The organism is Limnohabitans sp. INBF003 (assembly GCF_055396645.1).
Genome location: NZ_AP029222.1, coordinates 3,161,665 through 3,178,261, shown reverse-complemented (window position 1 = coordinate 3,178,261; position 16,597 = coordinate 3,161,665). Strand labels below are relative to the sequence as shown.

Annotated in this window: 16 protein-coding genes and 1 pseudogene; 11 read left to right on the top strand and 6 right to left on the bottom strand. The window is 57.1% G+C overall.

Going from position 1 to position 16,597, the window contains the following annotated elements; translation table 11 throughout:
• Position 1 precedes the first annotated feature (1 nt).
• Positions 2-1,762 carry an ATP-binding protein gene (locus ACZ5VE_RS14865; protein ID WP_464455888.1) on the top strand — a complete coding sequence of 587 codons (1,761 nt, stop codon included), beginning with the start codon at positions 2-4 and terminating at the stop codon, positions 1,760-1,762.
• Positions 1,759-3,537 (top strand): ATP-binding protein, encoded by a 1,779-nt coding sequence (locus tag ACZ5VE_RS14860; RefSeq protein ID WP_464455887.1) that lies wholly within the window; start codon positions 1,759-1,761, stop codon positions 3,535-3,537. The genes ACZ5VE_RS14865 and ACZ5VE_RS14860 overlap by 4 nt, the downstream gene beginning before the upstream one ends.
• Before the next feature lie 45 nt (positions 3,538-3,582).
• Here ACZ5VE_RS14860 and ACZ5VE_RS14855 read toward each other — a convergent pair whose 3' ends face one another.
• The 4 genes from ACZ5VE_RS14855 to ACZ5VE_RS14840 form a co-directional block, all read right to left on the bottom strand.
• Positions 3,583-5,010 carry an FAD-binding oxidoreductase gene (locus tag ACZ5VE_RS14855; protein WP_464455886.1) on the bottom strand — a complete coding sequence of 476 codons (1,428 nt, stop codon included), beginning with the start codon at positions 5,008-5,010 and terminating at the stop codon, positions 3,583-3,585.
• A 131-nt stretch (positions 5,011-5,141) separates the two neighbouring features.
• Positions 5,142-6,431: a caspase family protein gene (locus ACZ5VE_RS14850; protein WP_464455885.1), complete on the bottom strand. Its 1,290-nt coding sequence runs from the start codon at positions 6,429-6,431 to the stop codon at positions 5,142-5,144.
• A gap of 71 nt (positions 6,432-6,502) precedes the next feature.
• Complete coding sequence (locus ACZ5VE_RS14845) at positions 6,503-7,177, bottom strand: hypothetical protein (RefSeq protein ID WP_464455884.1); 675 nt, start codon at positions 7,175-7,177, stop codon at positions 6,503-6,505.
• Positions 7,174-7,752: an RNA polymerase sigma factor gene (locus ACZ5VE_RS14840; protein WP_464455883.1), complete on the bottom strand. Its 579-nt coding sequence runs from the start codon at positions 7,750-7,752 to the stop codon at positions 7,174-7,176. The genes ACZ5VE_RS14845 and ACZ5VE_RS14840 overlap by 4 nt, the downstream gene beginning before the upstream one ends.
• Positions 7,753-7,866: 114 nt before the next feature.
• Between ACZ5VE_RS14840 and ACZ5VE_RS14835 the strand changes: the two genes are divergently transcribed.
• From ACZ5VE_RS14835 to ACZ5VE_RS14810, 6 genes and pseudogenes are all read left to right on the top strand, one after another.
• Positions 7,867-8,169, top strand: coding sequence for a hypothetical protein (locus ACZ5VE_RS14835; RefSeq protein WP_464455882.1), 303 nt, complete (start codon positions 7,867-7,869; stop codon positions 8,167-8,169).
• Positions 8,170-8,332: 163 nt separating this feature from the next.
• Positions 8,333-8,764 (top strand): hypothetical protein, encoded by a 432-nt coding sequence (locus ACZ5VE_RS14830; protein WP_464455881.1) that lies wholly within the window; start codon positions 8,333-8,335, stop codon positions 8,762-8,764.
• A gap of 185 nt (positions 8,765-8,949) precedes the next feature.
• A complete protein-coding gene (locus ACZ5VE_RS14825; protein WP_464455880.1) occupies positions 8,950-9,498 on the top strand; it encodes a hypothetical protein in 549 nt (182 codons plus the stop codon).
• A gap of 64 nt (positions 9,499-9,562) precedes the next feature.
• Entirely contained in the window at positions 9,563-10,705 is a 1,143-nt protein-coding gene (locus ACZ5VE_RS14820) for a hypothetical protein (protein WP_464455879.1), read from the top strand.
• 82 nt (positions 10,706-10,787) lie between these two features.
• Positions 10,788-11,816: a hypothetical protein gene (locus ACZ5VE_RS14815; protein WP_464455878.1), complete on the top strand. Its 1,029-nt coding sequence runs from the start codon at positions 10,788-10,790 to the stop codon at positions 11,814-11,816.
• A gap of 62 nt (positions 11,817-11,878) precedes the next feature.
• Positions 11,879-12,007 (top strand): annotated as a pseudogene (locus ACZ5VE_RS14810) (double zinc ribbon domain-containing protein); the annotation flags it as partial.
• 326 nt (positions 12,008-12,333) lie between these two features.
• On the opposite strand, the gene ACZ5VE_RS14805 reads toward ACZ5VE_RS14810, so the two are convergent.
• The gene (locus ACZ5VE_RS14805) at positions 12,334-12,603 is read right to left on the bottom strand and encodes a hypothetical protein (RefSeq protein ID WP_464457530.1); all 270 of its coding nucleotides are present in this window, start codon (positions 12,601-12,603) and stop codon (positions 12,334-12,336) included.
• Positions 12,604-12,791: 188 nt separating this feature from the next.
• On the opposite strand from ACZ5VE_RS14805, the gene ACZ5VE_RS14800 reads away from it, so the two are divergent.
• The 3 genes from ACZ5VE_RS14800 (at position 12,792) to ACZ5VE_RS14790 (ending at position 16,209) form a co-directional block, all read left to right on the top strand.
• Positions 12,792-13,415, top strand: coding sequence for a hypothetical protein (locus tag ACZ5VE_RS14800; protein ID WP_464455877.1), 624 nt, complete (start codon positions 12,792-12,794; stop codon positions 13,413-13,415).
• Between the two features lie 68 nt (positions 13,416-13,483).
• Positions 13,484-14,050 carry a cob(I)yrinic acid a,c-diamide adenosyltransferase gene (locus ACZ5VE_RS14795; RefSeq protein WP_464455876.1) on the top strand — a complete coding sequence of 189 codons (567 nt, stop codon included), beginning with the start codon at positions 13,484-13,486 and terminating at the stop codon, positions 14,048-14,050.
• A 62-nt stretch (positions 14,051-14,112) separates the two neighbouring features.
• Positions 14,113-16,209 (top strand): acetoacetate--CoA ligase, encoded by a 2,097-nt coding sequence (locus tag ACZ5VE_RS14790; RefSeq protein WP_464455875.1) that lies wholly within the window; start codon positions 14,113-14,115, stop codon positions 16,207-16,209.
• 35 nt (positions 16,210-16,244) lie between these two features.
• Here ACZ5VE_RS14790 and ACZ5VE_RS14785 read toward each other — a convergent pair whose 3' ends face one another.
• Positions 16,245-16,544, bottom strand: a complete 300-nt coding sequence (locus ACZ5VE_RS14785; RefSeq protein ID WP_464455874.1) for a hypothetical protein — start codon at positions 16,542-16,544, stop codon at positions 16,245-16,247.
• Between the last annotated feature and the right edge of the window lie 53 nt (positions 16,545-16,597).

Sequence of the window (16,597 nt, the reverse complement as noted above, 5' to 3'; positions counted from 1 at the left end):
GATGAAGACCTTGTTGAACACGTTCAAAGTAGACGCCTTCTTAGAGGGGCTGCACGAATACTCCAACGCCCAGCGGCGAGCCTGGCTCTTGCGGGTGTGCTTGTTGGCGCTGGTGGTCAGCTCGTTTTTGTTTTACGGGCTTTACCAGCCCGCCTATGACCACAACATCCACCTCTATGCGGCAGTGTCTTATCTGATCTTGTTGGGGGCCTTGCAATGGGGTGCGTTTTATGTGCCCATTGTGCATTTGGGTTTTCTGATTTCAATCCTCCACATTGCTTGGGTGGCCAGCCAAAGCGGCGGCATCAATTCGGTCACCATGGTCTGGATGACGGTGGTGACCTTGCCTGCCACCTTGCTGCTCAGCCGGGTCGCTGCCATTTTTTGGGGGGCGGTGGCCTTGCTGGTCATCGGGCTCATGTTGGCGATGACCAACGCGGGGGTGCTGGGCAACCTGGCCACCATGAGCAACGACATCATGGCCTGGACGCTGGTGAACAAAGTGCTGGTCGCTTGCATGGCGATGGGGGTGGTCTGGCTGGCCGAGCGCATGCACAGCCAGCAGGTCACGCAGATTGACAAAAGCAACCTGGCACTGGAAGAAACCCATCGCGCCTTGCGTCAGGCACAGGCCCACAAAGACGAATTCATTGCTTCTGTGGGCCATGAACTGCGCACACCCATGAATGCGATTTTGGGGCTCAACGGCATTTTGCGAACCGAGCTGTCGGCAAAATCCGAAGATGCCGAGATCGTCGACCACATCCGCCGATCCACCGAGCAGTTGCTGCGCGTGGTCAATGACATTCTGGATTTTTCGCAACTGCAGGCTGGGCAATTGTCTTTGCGCGACGATCGGTTTGAGCTGAGCGAAACCGTGCAAAGCGTGCTGGATTTGTTTGCCGAAAAAGCCCAAGCCAAAGGTCTGGACATGCGGCTTGAAGACAGCCAGGTTGTTGGCATGTGGGTGCAGGGGGACCGGCAGCGCTTGATACAGGTGCTCAAAAACCTGATCGACAACGCCGTCAAGTTCACGGCACGCGGCCACGTTGTGGTGCGCGTGAAAAGCGTGGGCATGGGCGTGTTTTTTGAAGTCGAAGACTCCGGCATTGGCATTGCGGTCAACCGGCAGCAACAAGTGTTCAACCGCTTTGAACATGCCGATTCACAAACCAACCGCCAATACGGCGGCACGGGCCTGGGCCTGTCCTTGTGTGAGCGGCTGGTCAGCTTGCAAGGCGGGCACATTGGTGTGAGCAGCGTGCTGGGGCATGGCACCACGTTCTGGTTCGAGTTGCCCCTGAGCATGACGGCTGCTGACGATCCTTTGGTCGTGCGACAGCTGGATAAGTTGATGGGGCACCGTCTGCGCATTTTGTTGGTGGACGACAACGCTGTGAACCTCATGGTGGCGCGGCTGATGCTTCAAAAACGCTTGCCTCAGGCCGAAATTACCGAAGCCAATGGCGGCGCTGTGGCGCTGGATTTGTTGCGCGAACAGCCCTTTGATCTGGTGTTGATGGACATGGTCATGCCCGATATCGATGGTCTGCAGGCCACCCAAATTCTGCGAGAAAACTTCCCCCAACCCGTGTGCAATGTGCCAGTGCTGGGCCTGACCGCCAGCAGCAACCCGGTCGATCGAGACCGGTGCCTGGACGCCGGCATGAACGAGGTCCTGCACAAACCCCTGGATGAGACGCAACTGGTGGCTCAGTTGTCCAGACTGTCTTGGCCTGTGTCTTCGGAGGCGCATCCATGAAGCTTTCGCCATTTGACAACTTGTTGGAGCGCATCACGCCTTACCTGCCGGCGCGTTTCCGGCAGGGCCGGATGCCGTATTTGTTTTGTCTGGTGGTCATCATGGTCATCGCCATGCTGCTGCTTGCATTGGTCACCCCTTACAACAGTGGCATACCCGTGCCCTTGGCTTTTGCCTTGGTGTTGGTGGCCTTGGTGGTGGCCTTCAGCTATGGCATGCCCATGCCGGTGGCGGTTCACATTGGCGTGATCGCCGGATTGACCCAAGTGACGTACGCCGGTTGGATGTCGGGCGGTATTTTTTCACCCCGCCTGGCCTGGTACACCTTGATTCCGCTGGTGCCTTTTTATGCCATCAGCCGACGTGCCGGCTTGTTCTGGCTGATGGTGGTGATGGCCTTGCTGGGCGGCATGTCATACGCCACCTGGCACGGCTGGTTGCCACCGCATCCCACGGTGGGGCTGGCGCAGGTCAGATCGTCGTTCGCCAGCAACGCGGTCACGATGGTGCTCATCTTGTCGGTGGTGTTTTTGTACGACGGCCTTTTCCGCAAGGCCTACAACGAGCGGCTCAAACGACGCCAGGAACTGGAAGACAAACGCCTGGAACTGGAGCGGACCTCCGAGTTGCGCGAGCAGTTCATTGCGAATGTGAGCCACGAATTGCGCACGCCCATGAACGCGATTTTGGGCTTCAATGCCATGCTGATGGGGCGAGCCCAAAACAACCCGCAAGCCCTGAAAATCCTCAACCACACACGCCAATCGGCTGACCATCTGATGACGGTCATCAACGACGTGCTCGACTATTCACAGCTGCAGGCGGGCAAGATCCGGGTGCAGTACGAAACCTTTGCCTTGCACGACACGGTCAACAACGCGTTCAGCCTGTTCAATCCGCGTGTCAAAAGCATGCACCTGCAATACAGATGCGACATTGCAGAAGGCGTGCCTCAATGGGTCAACACCGACCGCCATCGCTTGATGCAGATTTTGGTGAACCTGTTGGGCAATGCCATCAAGTTCACGCACCAAGGTCATGTGACTTTGCGGGTCGAAGCCGGTGGCCAGGGCGATCAAAAAGGCGATGTGGGTGTGGTGAAATTTTCGGTGCAAGACAGTGGCATCGGCATTGCCGAGCACCAGAAACCCCGGATTTTTCAGCGCTTCGCGCAGGCGGACGATGCAATCCAGTCGCGTTACGGCGGTACGGGCCTGGGCCTGTCCATCACACGGCGCTTGGTCGAACTGATGGGCGGCAAAATCGGCTTTGACAGCACCTGGGGCAAAGGGTCGACCTTCTGGTTCACCTTGCCACTGACGGCACAGGCCGAGCCACCCAAGCCCGCAGGCAACGCCGATACTTACAAAAACACCAATCCGCAGCGCTTGAACTTTCTGGTGGTCGACGACCATCCCATCAACCGCTTGCTGGTGAAAAAAGTGCTGACCAACCACTGGCCACACAGCAAAGTAGTGGAAGCGGGTGAAGGCCTGCAGGCGATGGCGGCTGTTCAAAAAGACCGTTTCGACGTCATCTTCATGGACATGGTGATGCCCAAGATGGACGGCATTGAAACCACCCAAGCGCTGCGCCGAGAACTCGACGAGGCCACACGCAACACCCCTGTGTTGGGGCTCACGGCCAATGTCAACCCGCAAGACCTGGAACGCTTCAAGGCCGCAGGCTTGAACGACGTCATGCTCAAGCCCTTTGAGCCGGCGCAGCTGTGCGCGCAGATTGAGGAACTGATTTTGAACCGGCGGCCAGCCTGATTCAGCTGGGCCTTTGTCGCTCAGCTCAGCAGGCCCGCAGCGCGATCACATCGAGAAAATTTTCCCCGGGTTCATGATGTTGTGCGGGTCCAGCGCCCGCTTGATGGTGCGCATCATGTCCACCGCACCTTCGCCGGTTTCGGTGCGCAAGAAATCCATCTTGTGCAAGCCGATGCCGTGCTCGCCTGTGCAGGTGCCGCCCAGGCGCAGGGCGCGGTGCACCAGTTGCTGATTCAACGCCTCGGCGGTTTCGCACTCTTGCGGGTTGTTCGGGTCGATCAAATAACCAAAGTGGAAGTTGCCGTCGCCCACATGGCCCACCAAAAAGTAAGGCAAGCCGCTGGCATCGGTCTCGGTGATGGAGTCGAGCAAGCAATCGGCCAGGCGGCTGATCGGCACGCAGGTGTCGGTGCTGATGGCACGACAGCCTGGCTTGCTCTGGATGGCCGCAAAGTAGGCATTGTGTCGTGCGGTCCACAGGCGCGTGCGCTCTTCGGGCGTGACCGCCCATTCAAAGGCGTTGCCGCCGAATTCGCTCGCGATCTCCTGCACCGTTTCGGCCTGCTCTTTCACACCCGCGGGCGAGCCGTGGAACTCCATCAGCAACATGGGCTCTTCGCGCAGGCCCAGCTTGGCATAGGCATTGACCATGCGCACGGTGTTGTGGTCGATCAACTCCACGCGGGCAATTGGTACGCCCAGCTGAATGGTCTGGATCACAGTGTGCACGGCGGCCTCGATGCTCGGGAACGAGCAGATCGCGGCCGAGATGGCTTCGGGCAAAGGGTACAGACGCACCGTGACTTCGGTGATCACGCCCAGCGTGCCTTCGCTGCCCACCATCAGGCGGGTCAGGTCATAACCGGCGCTCGACTTTTTGGCACGGGTGCCGGTGCGAATCACTTCGCCTGCCGAGGTGACCACTTCCATGGCCAGCACGTTTTCGCGCATGGTGCCGTAGCGCACGGCGTTGGTGCCGCTGGCACGGGTGGCGCTCATGCCGCCAATGGTCGCGTCGGCACCCGGGTCGATGGGGAAGAACAGGCCGGTGGACTTGATTTCTTCGTTCAGCTGCTTGCGCGTCACGCCCGGCTGCACCGTGACCGTCAGGTCTTCGGCGTTGATGGCCAGCACCTTGTTCATGCGCATCAGGTCGATGCTGATGCCGCCTTGCACCGCCAGCAAATGGCCTTCGAGCGACGAGCCCACGCCAAAAGGAATCACCGGCACCTTGTATTGGGCGCACAACTGCACCGCATCGGCCACGTCTTGTGTGCATTCAGCAAACACCACGGCAGCCGGTGGCGGCACATGCGTGAAGGCCGACTCGTCGCGCCCATGCTGCTCACGCACCACCAAGGCGGTGGAGCAGTTGTCCTTGAAGCGGTCTTTCAGCGCCGTTAAAAAGGCTTCGGGTACTTCGCGTTGGGTGATTTCGGGGGCCAGGTGGGCGGCGGGTGTGGGGGCGTTCATGGGGTCTCCTCGCGTGGCAGCCTGAATGGGCCACTTGTCTTGAGGAAGATTATGTCGTTAACGGGGGGGGTGTGCTTTGCTGCGGCGTTTTGGGCGTGGCCTTTTATGCACTGCTTGATCCCCGTGATTGCTCAGTCCTTTTCAAAGGCGTTACTCACGTCGCGTATTCTCCAGGCGGGAATGTCCGTTTTAGAGGCCTCGTCCAGCAATTGCCGGGCCTTGACATTGTCTTTTTTGACCCCTTCGCCGCGTTGGTACATGCTGGCCAAGTAAATTTGGGCCAAGGCGAATTTTTTTTCGGCGGCTTTTTGCAACCAATACAAAGCTTTTGCGTGGTTGGGCGGCAAGCGAAAGTTTTTGTCTTTTTGGTAAAAAATAGACCCATCCCGGTACAAGAGACCCAAAGAAGTCATGTCGATCACATTGCCATTTTCGGCACGTTTGAGCCATCGTGAAATATCTTCCAGTTTGCTGTCGTGTTCGCGGGAATACATGTGATCACTCAGCTTGCCCCACTCATATGCATCTAAACGCAGATGCCAGTCGGGTGGTTGGTCCGGTTCTGCACTTTTCCACCATTCGTAATTGTCCAGATCCATCCCCTGAAATGGGGACCGCCAGTAGGGTTCTAAGCCAAGTTGAGCAAGCCCTTTGAGTTGGTTGGTATTTTTTGAGGATGTGGCTTGTGGCGTCGGGGGCAACAAATAAACAGACTCGATGACGGAGGACTCATACCAAGGAATTTGGTCATCGCGGGTTTTGTCTCGCACCAAAGCATTGACCTTTTTGAAAACCTCCTCCAACGTCAACCCGGACTCTAATAAGGTTTGGGCGAGTGCTGCGGTGTAGACGCTGTTGTTGCTGTTTCCGTCGGCGGCCAGTTGCCCCGGCTGGGTGGAATAAGCCAACAACGTGCCACGAGGAGCCTGTGTTTTGGCCAAACCGATCGGTCCCGTGCTGCGGTAACGTATAGGTGCCGCTGGTTGAAACGGGTTGTCTCTGCAGGCGTCCAGGATCACGATGTTGACGGCAGAGGGCGCAGCCGACACTTCATCCAGTAAACGCCGCAAAGGGTATGCGCGCAGTTGAACGTTTTGCTCGTTGTTGAGTTGAACGTCGACGGGCATCAAATAACTGGCTCCGCCAATTTGTACACCATGGCCTGCGTAGAACACCAGCGATGTGGCGCCCGAAGGCAAAGAGGCCGCAAACGCTGACACGCGTTTGCCCATTTCGGCGCGCGACAAATCCAAGTGGGTCTGCACTTCAAACCCCAGCTTGACCAGGGTCTGGCTCATCAGTTGTGCATCATGGGCCGGATTTTTCAGATGGCGATTGGCCCCTTGGTATTGGCTGTTTCCGATGACCAGTGCCAGTTTCCGGGGGGCGCTTGCGCGTACCTCTGCGCGTGCTTGGGCCACGGCCTCTTGTGCTTGCAAAAACAGCGCCAGGCAGCCCAGCCACACCAGCAAGACAGTGAATCTGAGGTGTTTCAAGGCTGGTATGGCTTGATGGCGGCGGTGACGTTGGCAGGCATCGCTTGCTCAATTGACGGGCTGCTGCGAAGCTGGCGCAAGGTTTCGGGCAGGGGGGCGGCACTGTTGGCACGCACCCAAACTTCACCGTCCTGGTTCGGACCACTGACCAATTGCAATTCAAGTTGGCGCAGCAGCTGCGTCAGATCCTCCCATCGCGTTGATGGCGACAGCGCAAGGCGAATGTCTGGTGCCGCAGCGCAGTCGCGGCGTTCACCCCGGTGCATGGCCGAGGCGGAGGCGTCGTTGGGTGTCGGGTTCATGCGCGGCATGAACAGGCCTATGCCCAAGGCCAGCGCTGCACCCAGCAGCATGCCCGACAAGCCTGTCAACCATGGGTGCGTCAGTACGGTGCGTGGATTTTGCTTTGGGGTTGCTTGCGTTTGAACGCCCGTTTCTGGCCATGCCAGTTGACTGCGTATGCGCGCCAGGCGAACAGACTCCGCCACATCCGAGCACACGGCTTGGCAGTCGATGCGTTCTTGTCGCGCTTGATCGACATCCGTTTGCCATTGCGGATGTTGTGCAAGGCTCGCCGCCATCCAGTCCTGTTCGTCGGTTGCCAAACTGCCGTTGACATAAAACGGCAAATTTTCAGCAAAACGCTGTTCGTCGGTTTGGGGTGAGTTCATGGCGTGACGCCTCCTTGCCAGCGTTCAAGACAGCGACGCATGTTTTGCCGTGCATTGAACAGCCGGGATTTCACCGTTCCCGCCGGACATTGTTGTTCTGCGGCAATGTCTTCCACGCTGGCGTCGATGTAGTAAGCCAAATACAGCGCTTGTTTTTGTTCTGACGGCAGTTGATCCCGGCAATGGTCCAGTGCCAAGCCTTTTTCGTGGCGCAAAGCCTGCGTCACCGCATCGCCCGATGCGTCGGTCACGGCACACCTCGTGTTCTCGTCTACAGGCTCGGTCTTCACCTGCCGTCCCCGTTGGCGCATCTTGTCAAACACCTTGTTTTTGGCAATGCCCAACAGCCAGGTCGAAAACCGGGCGTGGCCTTGGTAAGCCATTGGGTTTCTGGCCAAAGTCAAAAAAACATCGTTGGTAATTTCTTCGCCGTCAGCCCGATCAGCGTGCATATGCAGCACAAAGGCAAAAACGCGGTCGTGGTAATGCCGGTACACCCGCTCAAACGCCTTGAAGTCTTGTTGCCCGATTTGAGCCAACAAATGTTGCAAGGTGGATGGAGGCAGTTCGGTCATGGTGGAGGTTGGGGGTTGAATGCGCTGATTCTAAAAGAGCCTCAAAAATAAAGTGAACCAAAGTATTTTTTCAACGTCTAAAGAGAGTCATTAACAACTTTCTAAGGAAACAACATGCAACGAATCAATGTTTTGACCGCTTGGGGCCTCTTGGTGTTGACGGCCGTGGCGAATGCCCAGACGCCGCTGGTTTGGACCTCGCCCCTTGTAGAGGGCCAGTGCGCCAACGGCGACACCTACAAATTGCAGTCTTACAGGCAAGACCAAGATGGCCGACAAGTCAACGGCTATGCCTACGAAGGCCCGCTGGGACAAGGAACGGTTTTGTCCAGTGTGGCGCTTGACCAAGCCAAACGCCACGTTTGCAAGGAGTCAGTTTTGAGTCGGTGGTTGCCTGACGACGGGGACGATCAATGAGCGGGTATGGAAATCCTTGTTTTGTGCAAAAGCAAAGCGGAGATTTCCTTGAAATTTAAGAAATGACAAGTTAAAAACCGTCAATTTTTAGAACTTTAATGGTGTTTTGTGGTGATATATTGCCGATCAAGGTTTATTTCCATTTCATTTTTTGAACAAACGCATGTCAGAAAGTTCGAGTTCACCCAAAGTGGGAATCTACGAAAAGTTCAGAAGCTTCACGGCCAAGCATCTGGCCCCCATCAACACTTTGCTGCTGTTGGGGGCCACGTTTGGTGGTGGACAGCTGTTGGATCGGTTGGGCTTGTTGCCGACGCACACGCCGGTGGAGCAGCAAAAACCCGTCGTGAAGCAAGAGGCGTTGGTGGTCAAACCGGGCGCAGTGGCCGAGGCGGCGTCTGTCCTTCCATCGCCATCGCCTGCCCTGGTGCCCGTGGTCCAAGGCAGTCAAGCACCCGTTCCCACGCCCGCGCGACAACATAAACCAACAGCCGCTGCCCAAGCAGACGGCGACGCCGTTCGCACTTTGAGCAAGCAACTCGACGATGAGCGACTCAAACATGCCAACGCCATTTTGGATGCCAACCTCAAATGACACACCTTCATTCATTTCCTTTGACAACGCGCCACAGCATGCATGTGGGGAAAAAACTGACCATTCTTTGCCTCGTGGGCTGGTTGGCGGGGTGTGAAAGCATTCCTAAAAGCCTTGAGTCGGTCGATCAAAAGACCGTCAGCACGGTGGCCGGTGCAACCCTGGGTTGTGCAGGGGGTGTTTTGATGGCCCAAATAGTCGGCGGTGACCGCTTGACGGCGTGTGTGGTCGGGGCTGCTGCTGGTGGCCTTTTGGGCTTTGAGCGCGCTAGGCGGCAAGAGCTGGAAGACGCAGCGGCCTCTCGTCAAGAAATCATTGCCACCATCGCGCCGATTGCAAAGACCAAAGGCGTGCTGGTGGGCGAGGTGAAAACGCAAGACGTCAGCATGAAAACCGACGATGGCAAGGACACCAAAAAAGTCAAAGCCTTTGAGTCCCTGACGGTCGAATTGCCCACCGCCACCAAAAACCGCCCAGAGCATGCCGCTGCAGTTGAAAAGCTGAGAAAGCTGGCAGAAAAAATGGCCGATGAACGGGGCTCGGCAGACATCATCCTGTCGGTGCGGCCTGAAGAAGCCAAAGCCCGCAAGATGAGCCTGACACCCGACGTCATCACCACGGCCAAGGGGAAACAAATCACGTTCGTGCGGCAAATCGATGCTGGCGTGCCCAAGGGGGTCGAGCGGGTGACGGTGCAAGCAGGGCCTGTGCCCTCAGAAAACAAATCGGGTTAAACAACGGCGATGCATCGCCAGCGCTTCTTTAGCCATTCAGATTTTTGAATCAAAGGGACATTTCATGACAGCCGCAAGCTACACAACGCACCAGAACGCATCAGCGGATCTGCGCAACAACCTGACCCAATCGAGTTCACTTCTAGGGGCTCTTGACGCCGTGACACAGTGGCGTCCTTTTGCGGTGCTGGTCATGACATTCTTGGCGTGTGTCGTTGTGAATGCCACATTTGCGGCCATCTTCGCGTCGATGATGGTCATGAGCGGCATTGCCAGCTTCCTTTTCATGTTGGCCATTTTGATGACCTTCGGCATCGCCTTGGTGGGCATGAATGCGGCGGGCATACTCGTCAGTGACGGCGTCTGGGGACGCCCGCAGCGAAACATCACCGATGCGTTGCTCACCTCGCTCTTCACCAGCCATCGCTTGCTGCTGGTCTTGTTGTTTGAGGGCCTCCTCTTGTTGGCTTATTTGTTGGTGCTGGGGTTTTTGCTGCTCATTTGCAAAATTCCAGGTGTTGGCCCGCTCTTGTTTGCCATCGTTTACCCGTTGGGTGCATTGCTGACCGGTCTGGTGTTGTTCGGTTTGCTGTATGTGGCGATTCCCCTGGCTGCCCCGGCCATATGGAGCGGCTCGACGGCCATATCGGCGCTGGTCATGCTCAAGGAAATTGCTCGCCACCGATTGATCATGGCGGTGGTCATGAGCTTGATGCTGGGCCTGTTGGTGTTGGTGGTCAGCGGTATTGTGGTGGGTATTGTCGGCAGCGGCGTTGGCATCACATTGAGCATGTCTGCAGGCATCTTCGGCATGTCGATGAACTTTGACGGTCTCATGGGCTTGATGGGTGGTGCTAGCGCCAGCAGTGGCTACATGTGGGGCCTGGGCTTGGGCTCCACCATCTTGTTTTTGGTTGCGGCCATTCCTCTTGTCCTTGTGGGCATGAAAGGCGCAGCCATCATTCATCACACGGCTATCGCGGGTCTGTCGCTGCGTGAGGCTGAAGAAAAAGTCAACCAACAACTTCAGGCCGCCAAAGACCGTGCGCAGGAGATCAAGACACAGGTTGCAGCCCAAGCGGCTGCGGCACAACAAGTCACACCGAAAGAGGCGCCCCCAGCGCTGGCGTTGACCTGTCCCATTTGCACTACCGCTGTCACAGATGCTGACGTGTTTTGTGGCGGTTGCGGCCACAAGCTCAAATAAGGGGAAACGCATGTCATTCTGTACCCAATGCGGTCACTCAAACCCTGACGAAGGTCGCTTTTGCGAGACATGCGGGCACCCGATGGTCAAGCCAGTAGCGGTGCCAAGCGAGCCTGATGCGCCACAAGCTGCGCCACAAACTGCGCCAGTCAAGGGCATTCAAGCGCGACGCCAAATATCCCGAATAGTGGGCGTCGCGATGCTGGTGATCGCAGCGATGGCCGGTGCGGCTTATGTGTTGATGCCAGAAAGCGCATCCAAGGCCAATTTGGCCAATGCCATCAACCGTGAGTTACAAAAGCAACCCACACTGTTCAGTGAAGACTACTGTCTGAAGAATTTTGCCTACGACCTCACGACCGTGCATGTGAACCCTTACAACACAGGGACGGAGCGGTGGCTGAACTTTTTGTCCAGCGCAGGCCTGTACAGCGGCCCCGAATCCGTCCGCAATGGCCAAGGATTCTTCAGCGAAATGCTTTCGAAATACGAAAGAACGCCAGAGTCGGCCAAGTTCATTCGCGGCAAAGCCCTGTGTTTTGCAGACGGGCTTGAACTCAAATCAGTCGATGAATTCACACCTGCACAGAAAGTGGGTGAGCAGGAATTTTCAACGGCTTCGGTGACATTCGCACTCAAAAACCCGGCCCCCTGGACGCATACCAATGATTGGAAAGCGCTGCAACCTCAGCATGTGGGCGATGTGGAAAGACAGGTCACCTTCGTGTTGAAAGAGGGCAAATGGCAGGTTGCGACCGATGCGAGCTTTTCAGCGGCTCAAAAACAGCAAGTCTCCAAATCGTCGGTCAATCAAAAGAGCGGGTCAACGACGGGCTGGCTTTCCAAATTGTTGAGTTGGGGGAACACCAATCCATTGATTGGTCAATGGGAACCAGAAAACGACATTTTTGAGGCTATGAAATTTGAATTTTCTGCGGACACGATGCAAAACAATGGGGTTCGGGTCAAGGTTCGTTACGAGGTCAAGGACGGACAGGTCACCGTGTACCCCGAAGGCAGTCCGATGGGGACAGTTTTCCGTCTCATCGACTCAAACACCATGGTCCTTGATACCCCTCTAGCCAATATCAAGCTCTTGCGTGTTCGATAAGGCAGATGCCTGAATCGGTTTTTCAATTTCCCAAACTTTATCTGTGTTGAAGAAGGTCGCCCATGAAATGTTTTGCTTGCCAAACCGAGAACCGCGATGGTGCTAAGTTTTGTATTGGCTGTGGTGCTGGCTTCAGTCCTGCCGTCATTTGCCCTTCATGTCATACACCTTCCAGCACAGGCAAGTTTTGCGTGAAATGTGGCCATCAATTCGGCAGCTTGGTGAAACCCGAAGACAAAGCTGAGGCTGTGCCAACGCCAACGCCAACGCCAACGCCCGCGCCTCAGCCAGCTCCAGCTCCAGCTCCAGCTCCAGCTCCAGCTCCAGCTCCAGCTCCAGCTCCAGCCCCAGCCCCAGCCCCAGCCCCTAGCGCGCAAGCAGCCCCAGCGCGCAAAGCACCGTGGTTGGCGATTGGCGGGGGTTTGGCCGTGGTTTTGGTTGCGGCAGCCGGTGGGGCTTATTTCTATCTGGGTGGCGGCAAGTCGTCGGTGCAAACTCAGCCCCCGGTGCAAGCCAATCAAGCACCAGTGCCTGCGCAAGGTGCTGTTGTCCCGGCCGCGCCGACGGCTCCCGCCGCTTTGCCTGCATCACCTCCTGTGAGTCCGCCTGTGCCGCCAGTTGTGGTGGCCCCCGCCACAGTGCCGGCTGCACCGGCCCCCGCGATCACAAAGCCAGCAGCCAAGCCACTGCGTCCAGTGCCGCCGCCTGCCGCTCCTGCGCCAGTGGCACAGCCCGCGCCCGTGTATGCGCCAGCGGTGCCGGCCCCGCTGCCCAAGCCAGAGCCCAAGATCGAACCTCAACCCCGGCAGTTCTCATGCGGCGACTTGCCGTTTTTCCTGCAAATCACTTGCGGTGTCGAGGGCAAAGACGTTGTTCGCAGATGCGCCCCGGATTTGAAAAACTGGAATCACAATATTCCCGGCTGTGATCGACAAAAGAAAAATGAAAATTAACCTGATTGAAATGGAGTAGAAAATGTCAAAAGAATATTTGTACTACATTAGAGAAAATAGTGCCTATCCTACATTTCGTAGCTTTTTAAATGTGCTTGGGGGAATTGGAATTTTAATCGCGGTATTGATTGCACTTTCTGGAATTTTGATGGGTAGTTATGCAATTATTCCTAGCGCAGTAGTTGGCGCCTTAATATTTATTTTCAACAAAATCGTAATAGAAGTTTCTACGATGGTTGCCGATACTGCTGATGCCACCGTACACAGAGGCAGTCTAAATTGGACACAACCAATTGGAAAAAATATGCCACCAATTGATGGGGCCTTGGATGTTAATAGCGAAAGAAAAAATCAGAACGATGATGAAATAATACCGCAAAGTATTAATAAAAATAAATCAAACCCGGACGATGATCTGATTGAAAAATTGTCTGAGTGGAGTTGTGACAGAGAGAGCTCGGAATTCATGGCGCAGCTGAATGCTTTGAATGAAAATTTAAGGGCTCAAATTCACCAGCGCTACATGCAAAAACACACTGCCAAATGGCACGTTTTCAAGGCGAGGTTGGATGCCGTGCCCGAAGAAGACAGAACGGCTGAGTTGAGAAGACAGATACGCAAAGAGGTTGGACAACTGGGTATCTGATGGGCCGCGTGCCACTTGAAGGCATACTTGCCTCTCAATCAGAACTTCAGGTCATCGACCTCAACACCATGGGCAACCGACTCACACAAATCGCCACCCGCACGGGTGACAACGGCACCACCGGCTTGGGCAACAACCAGCGCGTGTCCAAAAACAGCTTGCGCGTGCACGCCATGGGCGAGGTGGATGAACTCAATTCCCACATCGGCCTGTTGTTGTGCGAAGACATGCCGCAGGGCGTGCGCGAAGTGCTGGTCGAGGTGCAGCACCAGCTGTTCAACCTGGGGGGCGAGTTGTCCATTCCTGGCTTTGAATTGCTCAAGGATGAGGCCGTGGCGGCACTCGACGCGGCGCTGGCCACCTACAACGCCCAGTTGCCCAAGCTCGAAGAATTCATCTTGCCTGCAGGCACACGCGGTGCTGCTCAGGCCCACGTTTGCCGCACCGTGGCCCGCCGGGCCGAGCGCGCTTGCGTGGCCTTGGGCAACGAAGAAGCCATCAATGAAATGCCGCGCCAGTACCTCAACCGCCTGTCCGATTTGATGTTTGTCTTGGCCCGTGTGCTTAACCGCATGAACGGCGGCGATGACGTGTACTGGAAGAGCCAGCGGCTGCAGAAAGACGCTGTCGCCTAAGTGCGCTTTTCGAGGGTTGTCGCAGGTGACAGCCATGCACTGGCGCTGCTACGCTCAGCGCCATGAACACCGCTACACGCCCCCATGCGCCCGCACCTTATGTGCCTCAAATCCGTCTGTACCAAAACTGGCTGCGTGACCAACGCAGCCTGAGTTTTGCCACTTACAACGAGCTGTGGCGATGGTCGGTGTCCGACCTAGAAGGCTTTTGGCAAAGCATCTGGGATTACTTCGGGCTGGAGTCGCCCACGCCGCACAAAGCCGCTTTGTCTAAAAATGCCATGCCCGGTGCGGTGTGGTTTGAGGGGGCCAAAACCAATTACGCGCACCAGGTGTTCCGGCACGTTCAGCCTGCAGATGAAGCCGGTTTGTCGGCGGTCATCAGCCTCAACGAAAAAGGCCTGCGCCGCGAGATGGGCTGGCCCGAGCTGCGCCGCCAAGTGGCCGCTTTGGCGCTGCACTTGCAAGCCCAGGGCGTGCAGCCGGGTGACCGCGTGGCGGCGTATTTGCCCAACATCCCCGAAGCCATGGTGGCGTTTTTGGCCACCGTCAGCGTGGGCGGTGTGTGGAGCATTTGTGCGCCCGACATGGGCACCAACGCCGTGCTGGACCGGTTCAAACAGATCGAGCCCAAGGTGCTGATCGCGGTGGACGGCGTGAGCTATGGCGGGCGTGACTTCGACCGCATGGCCGTGCTGCAGGAACTCCAAGACGCTTTGCCCACCGTGCAACACGTCATCGTTCATGAGAACCTGGGCACGCTTGACCTGGCCAGTTGCGACGTGGCGGCCAGCGTGCAAATGTCGGCCATCACGGCGCGTGACGATGCCGAGGTGCAGGCCTTCGAGCCCATGTGGCTGCCGTTTGACCACCCACTGTGGATCGTTTATTCCAGCGGCACCACCGGCCTGCCCAAGCCCATCGTGCATGGCCATGGCGGCACCGTGATCGTGGCGTTGGCCAACAAAATTTTGCACAACGACGTGGGCTGTAGCTACCACCCCAACAGCTTTGGCGAACGCTTTCACTGGTACAGCTCCACCGGCTGGGTCATGTGGAACGCCCAGGTGGCGGGACTGCTCAATGGCGTGACCTGCGTGATTTATGACGGCAACCCCGGCGGCAGCAAAGACAACCCCGACTGGGGCATTTTGTGGCGCATGGCGTCCGAAGAAAAAGTCACTTTCTTTGGCGCGGGCGCGGCCTACTTTGCCAACTGCCACAAGGCCGGCTTGGACATTTCTCGCTGCGGTGATTTGTCGCTGGTGCGTGCTTTGGGCACAACGGGTTCACCCCTGTCGCCCGAAACCCAAAGCTGGGGCACGGAACAATTCAGGAAGATTGGCACCGACATCTGGTGGTGCAACATCTCGGGCGGCACCGACTTTGCGGGTGCGTTTGTGGGCGGCCACCGCGAGCTGCCGCAAGAGCCCGGTGTCATGCAATGCCGCATGCTGGGTGCGGCCGTGGAGTCGTGGAACGAAGCGGGTGAGCCGGTCAAAGGCGAGGTGGGCGAGTTGGTCTGCACACAACCGATTCCGTCGATGCCGCTCTTCTTTTGGGGCGACAAAGACAACGCCCGTTACCTGAGCAGCTATTTCGAGATGTACCCCGCAGGCCACGGCCGAAAGCCCGGTGGCGGTGACGGCCCGGCCAGCATGGGCGGCGTCTGGCGCCACGGCGACTGGCTGCGCATCGGCAACGCACAAGGCGAGGGCGAAGGTTGTGTGATCTTTGGCCGCAGCGACGCCACCATCAACCGCCACGGCCTGCGCATGGGCACCAGCGAGCTGTACAGCGCGGTCGAGGCTTTGCCCGAAGTGATGGACTCGATGGTCGTGGACCTGGAGTACCTGGGCAAGGAAAGCTACATGCCACTCTTTGTGGTGCTGCGCCCGGGCACCACGCTCGACGACGCGCTCAAGGCCAAACTCAACAACGCCATCAAGGTGGCGCTCAGCCCGCGCTTTATCCCCAACGACATCTTCCAGGTGGCCGAGATCCCGCGCACTCTGTCGGGCAAAAAGCAGGAGCTGCCGATCAAAAAACTGATGCTCGGCCAGCCGCTGGAAAAGGTGGTCAACAAGGACGCCATGGCCAACCCGGGATGTTTGGATTGGTATGTGGAATTAGCCAAGACACACTTGGCCAAGGCCTGACAGCACCCACCCACAGCCCTGAAATCGCCAAACCTTCAGGGCTGCTTCGGCTTGTTGTCTCTTTTCAACCCGGGAGGGTCTGCGGAGAACCACAGCCACTGTGTGTCCGTGCCGCCCTTGCGCAAAATCCACTGGTTGATCCAGCTGCTGATGGCGGTGTTGGCCACCAGCGCCAATATCAACCCAGCCAGAATGCCCCAGCCTGTCAGTACATAGAGCGCCAAGGCCCACAGGCCCAGCGCAGGCCACAGCAGCTGGGCCATGAAGCCAATGGCCACTGTGACCACCACGCCGCAGATCAGCAGTTTGAAGATGAATACCGTCCGCTTAGACATGCAGGCTCCTTCGATAATCGGCTGATTGTGAGGCCTTGAAAATCGCAAATCAA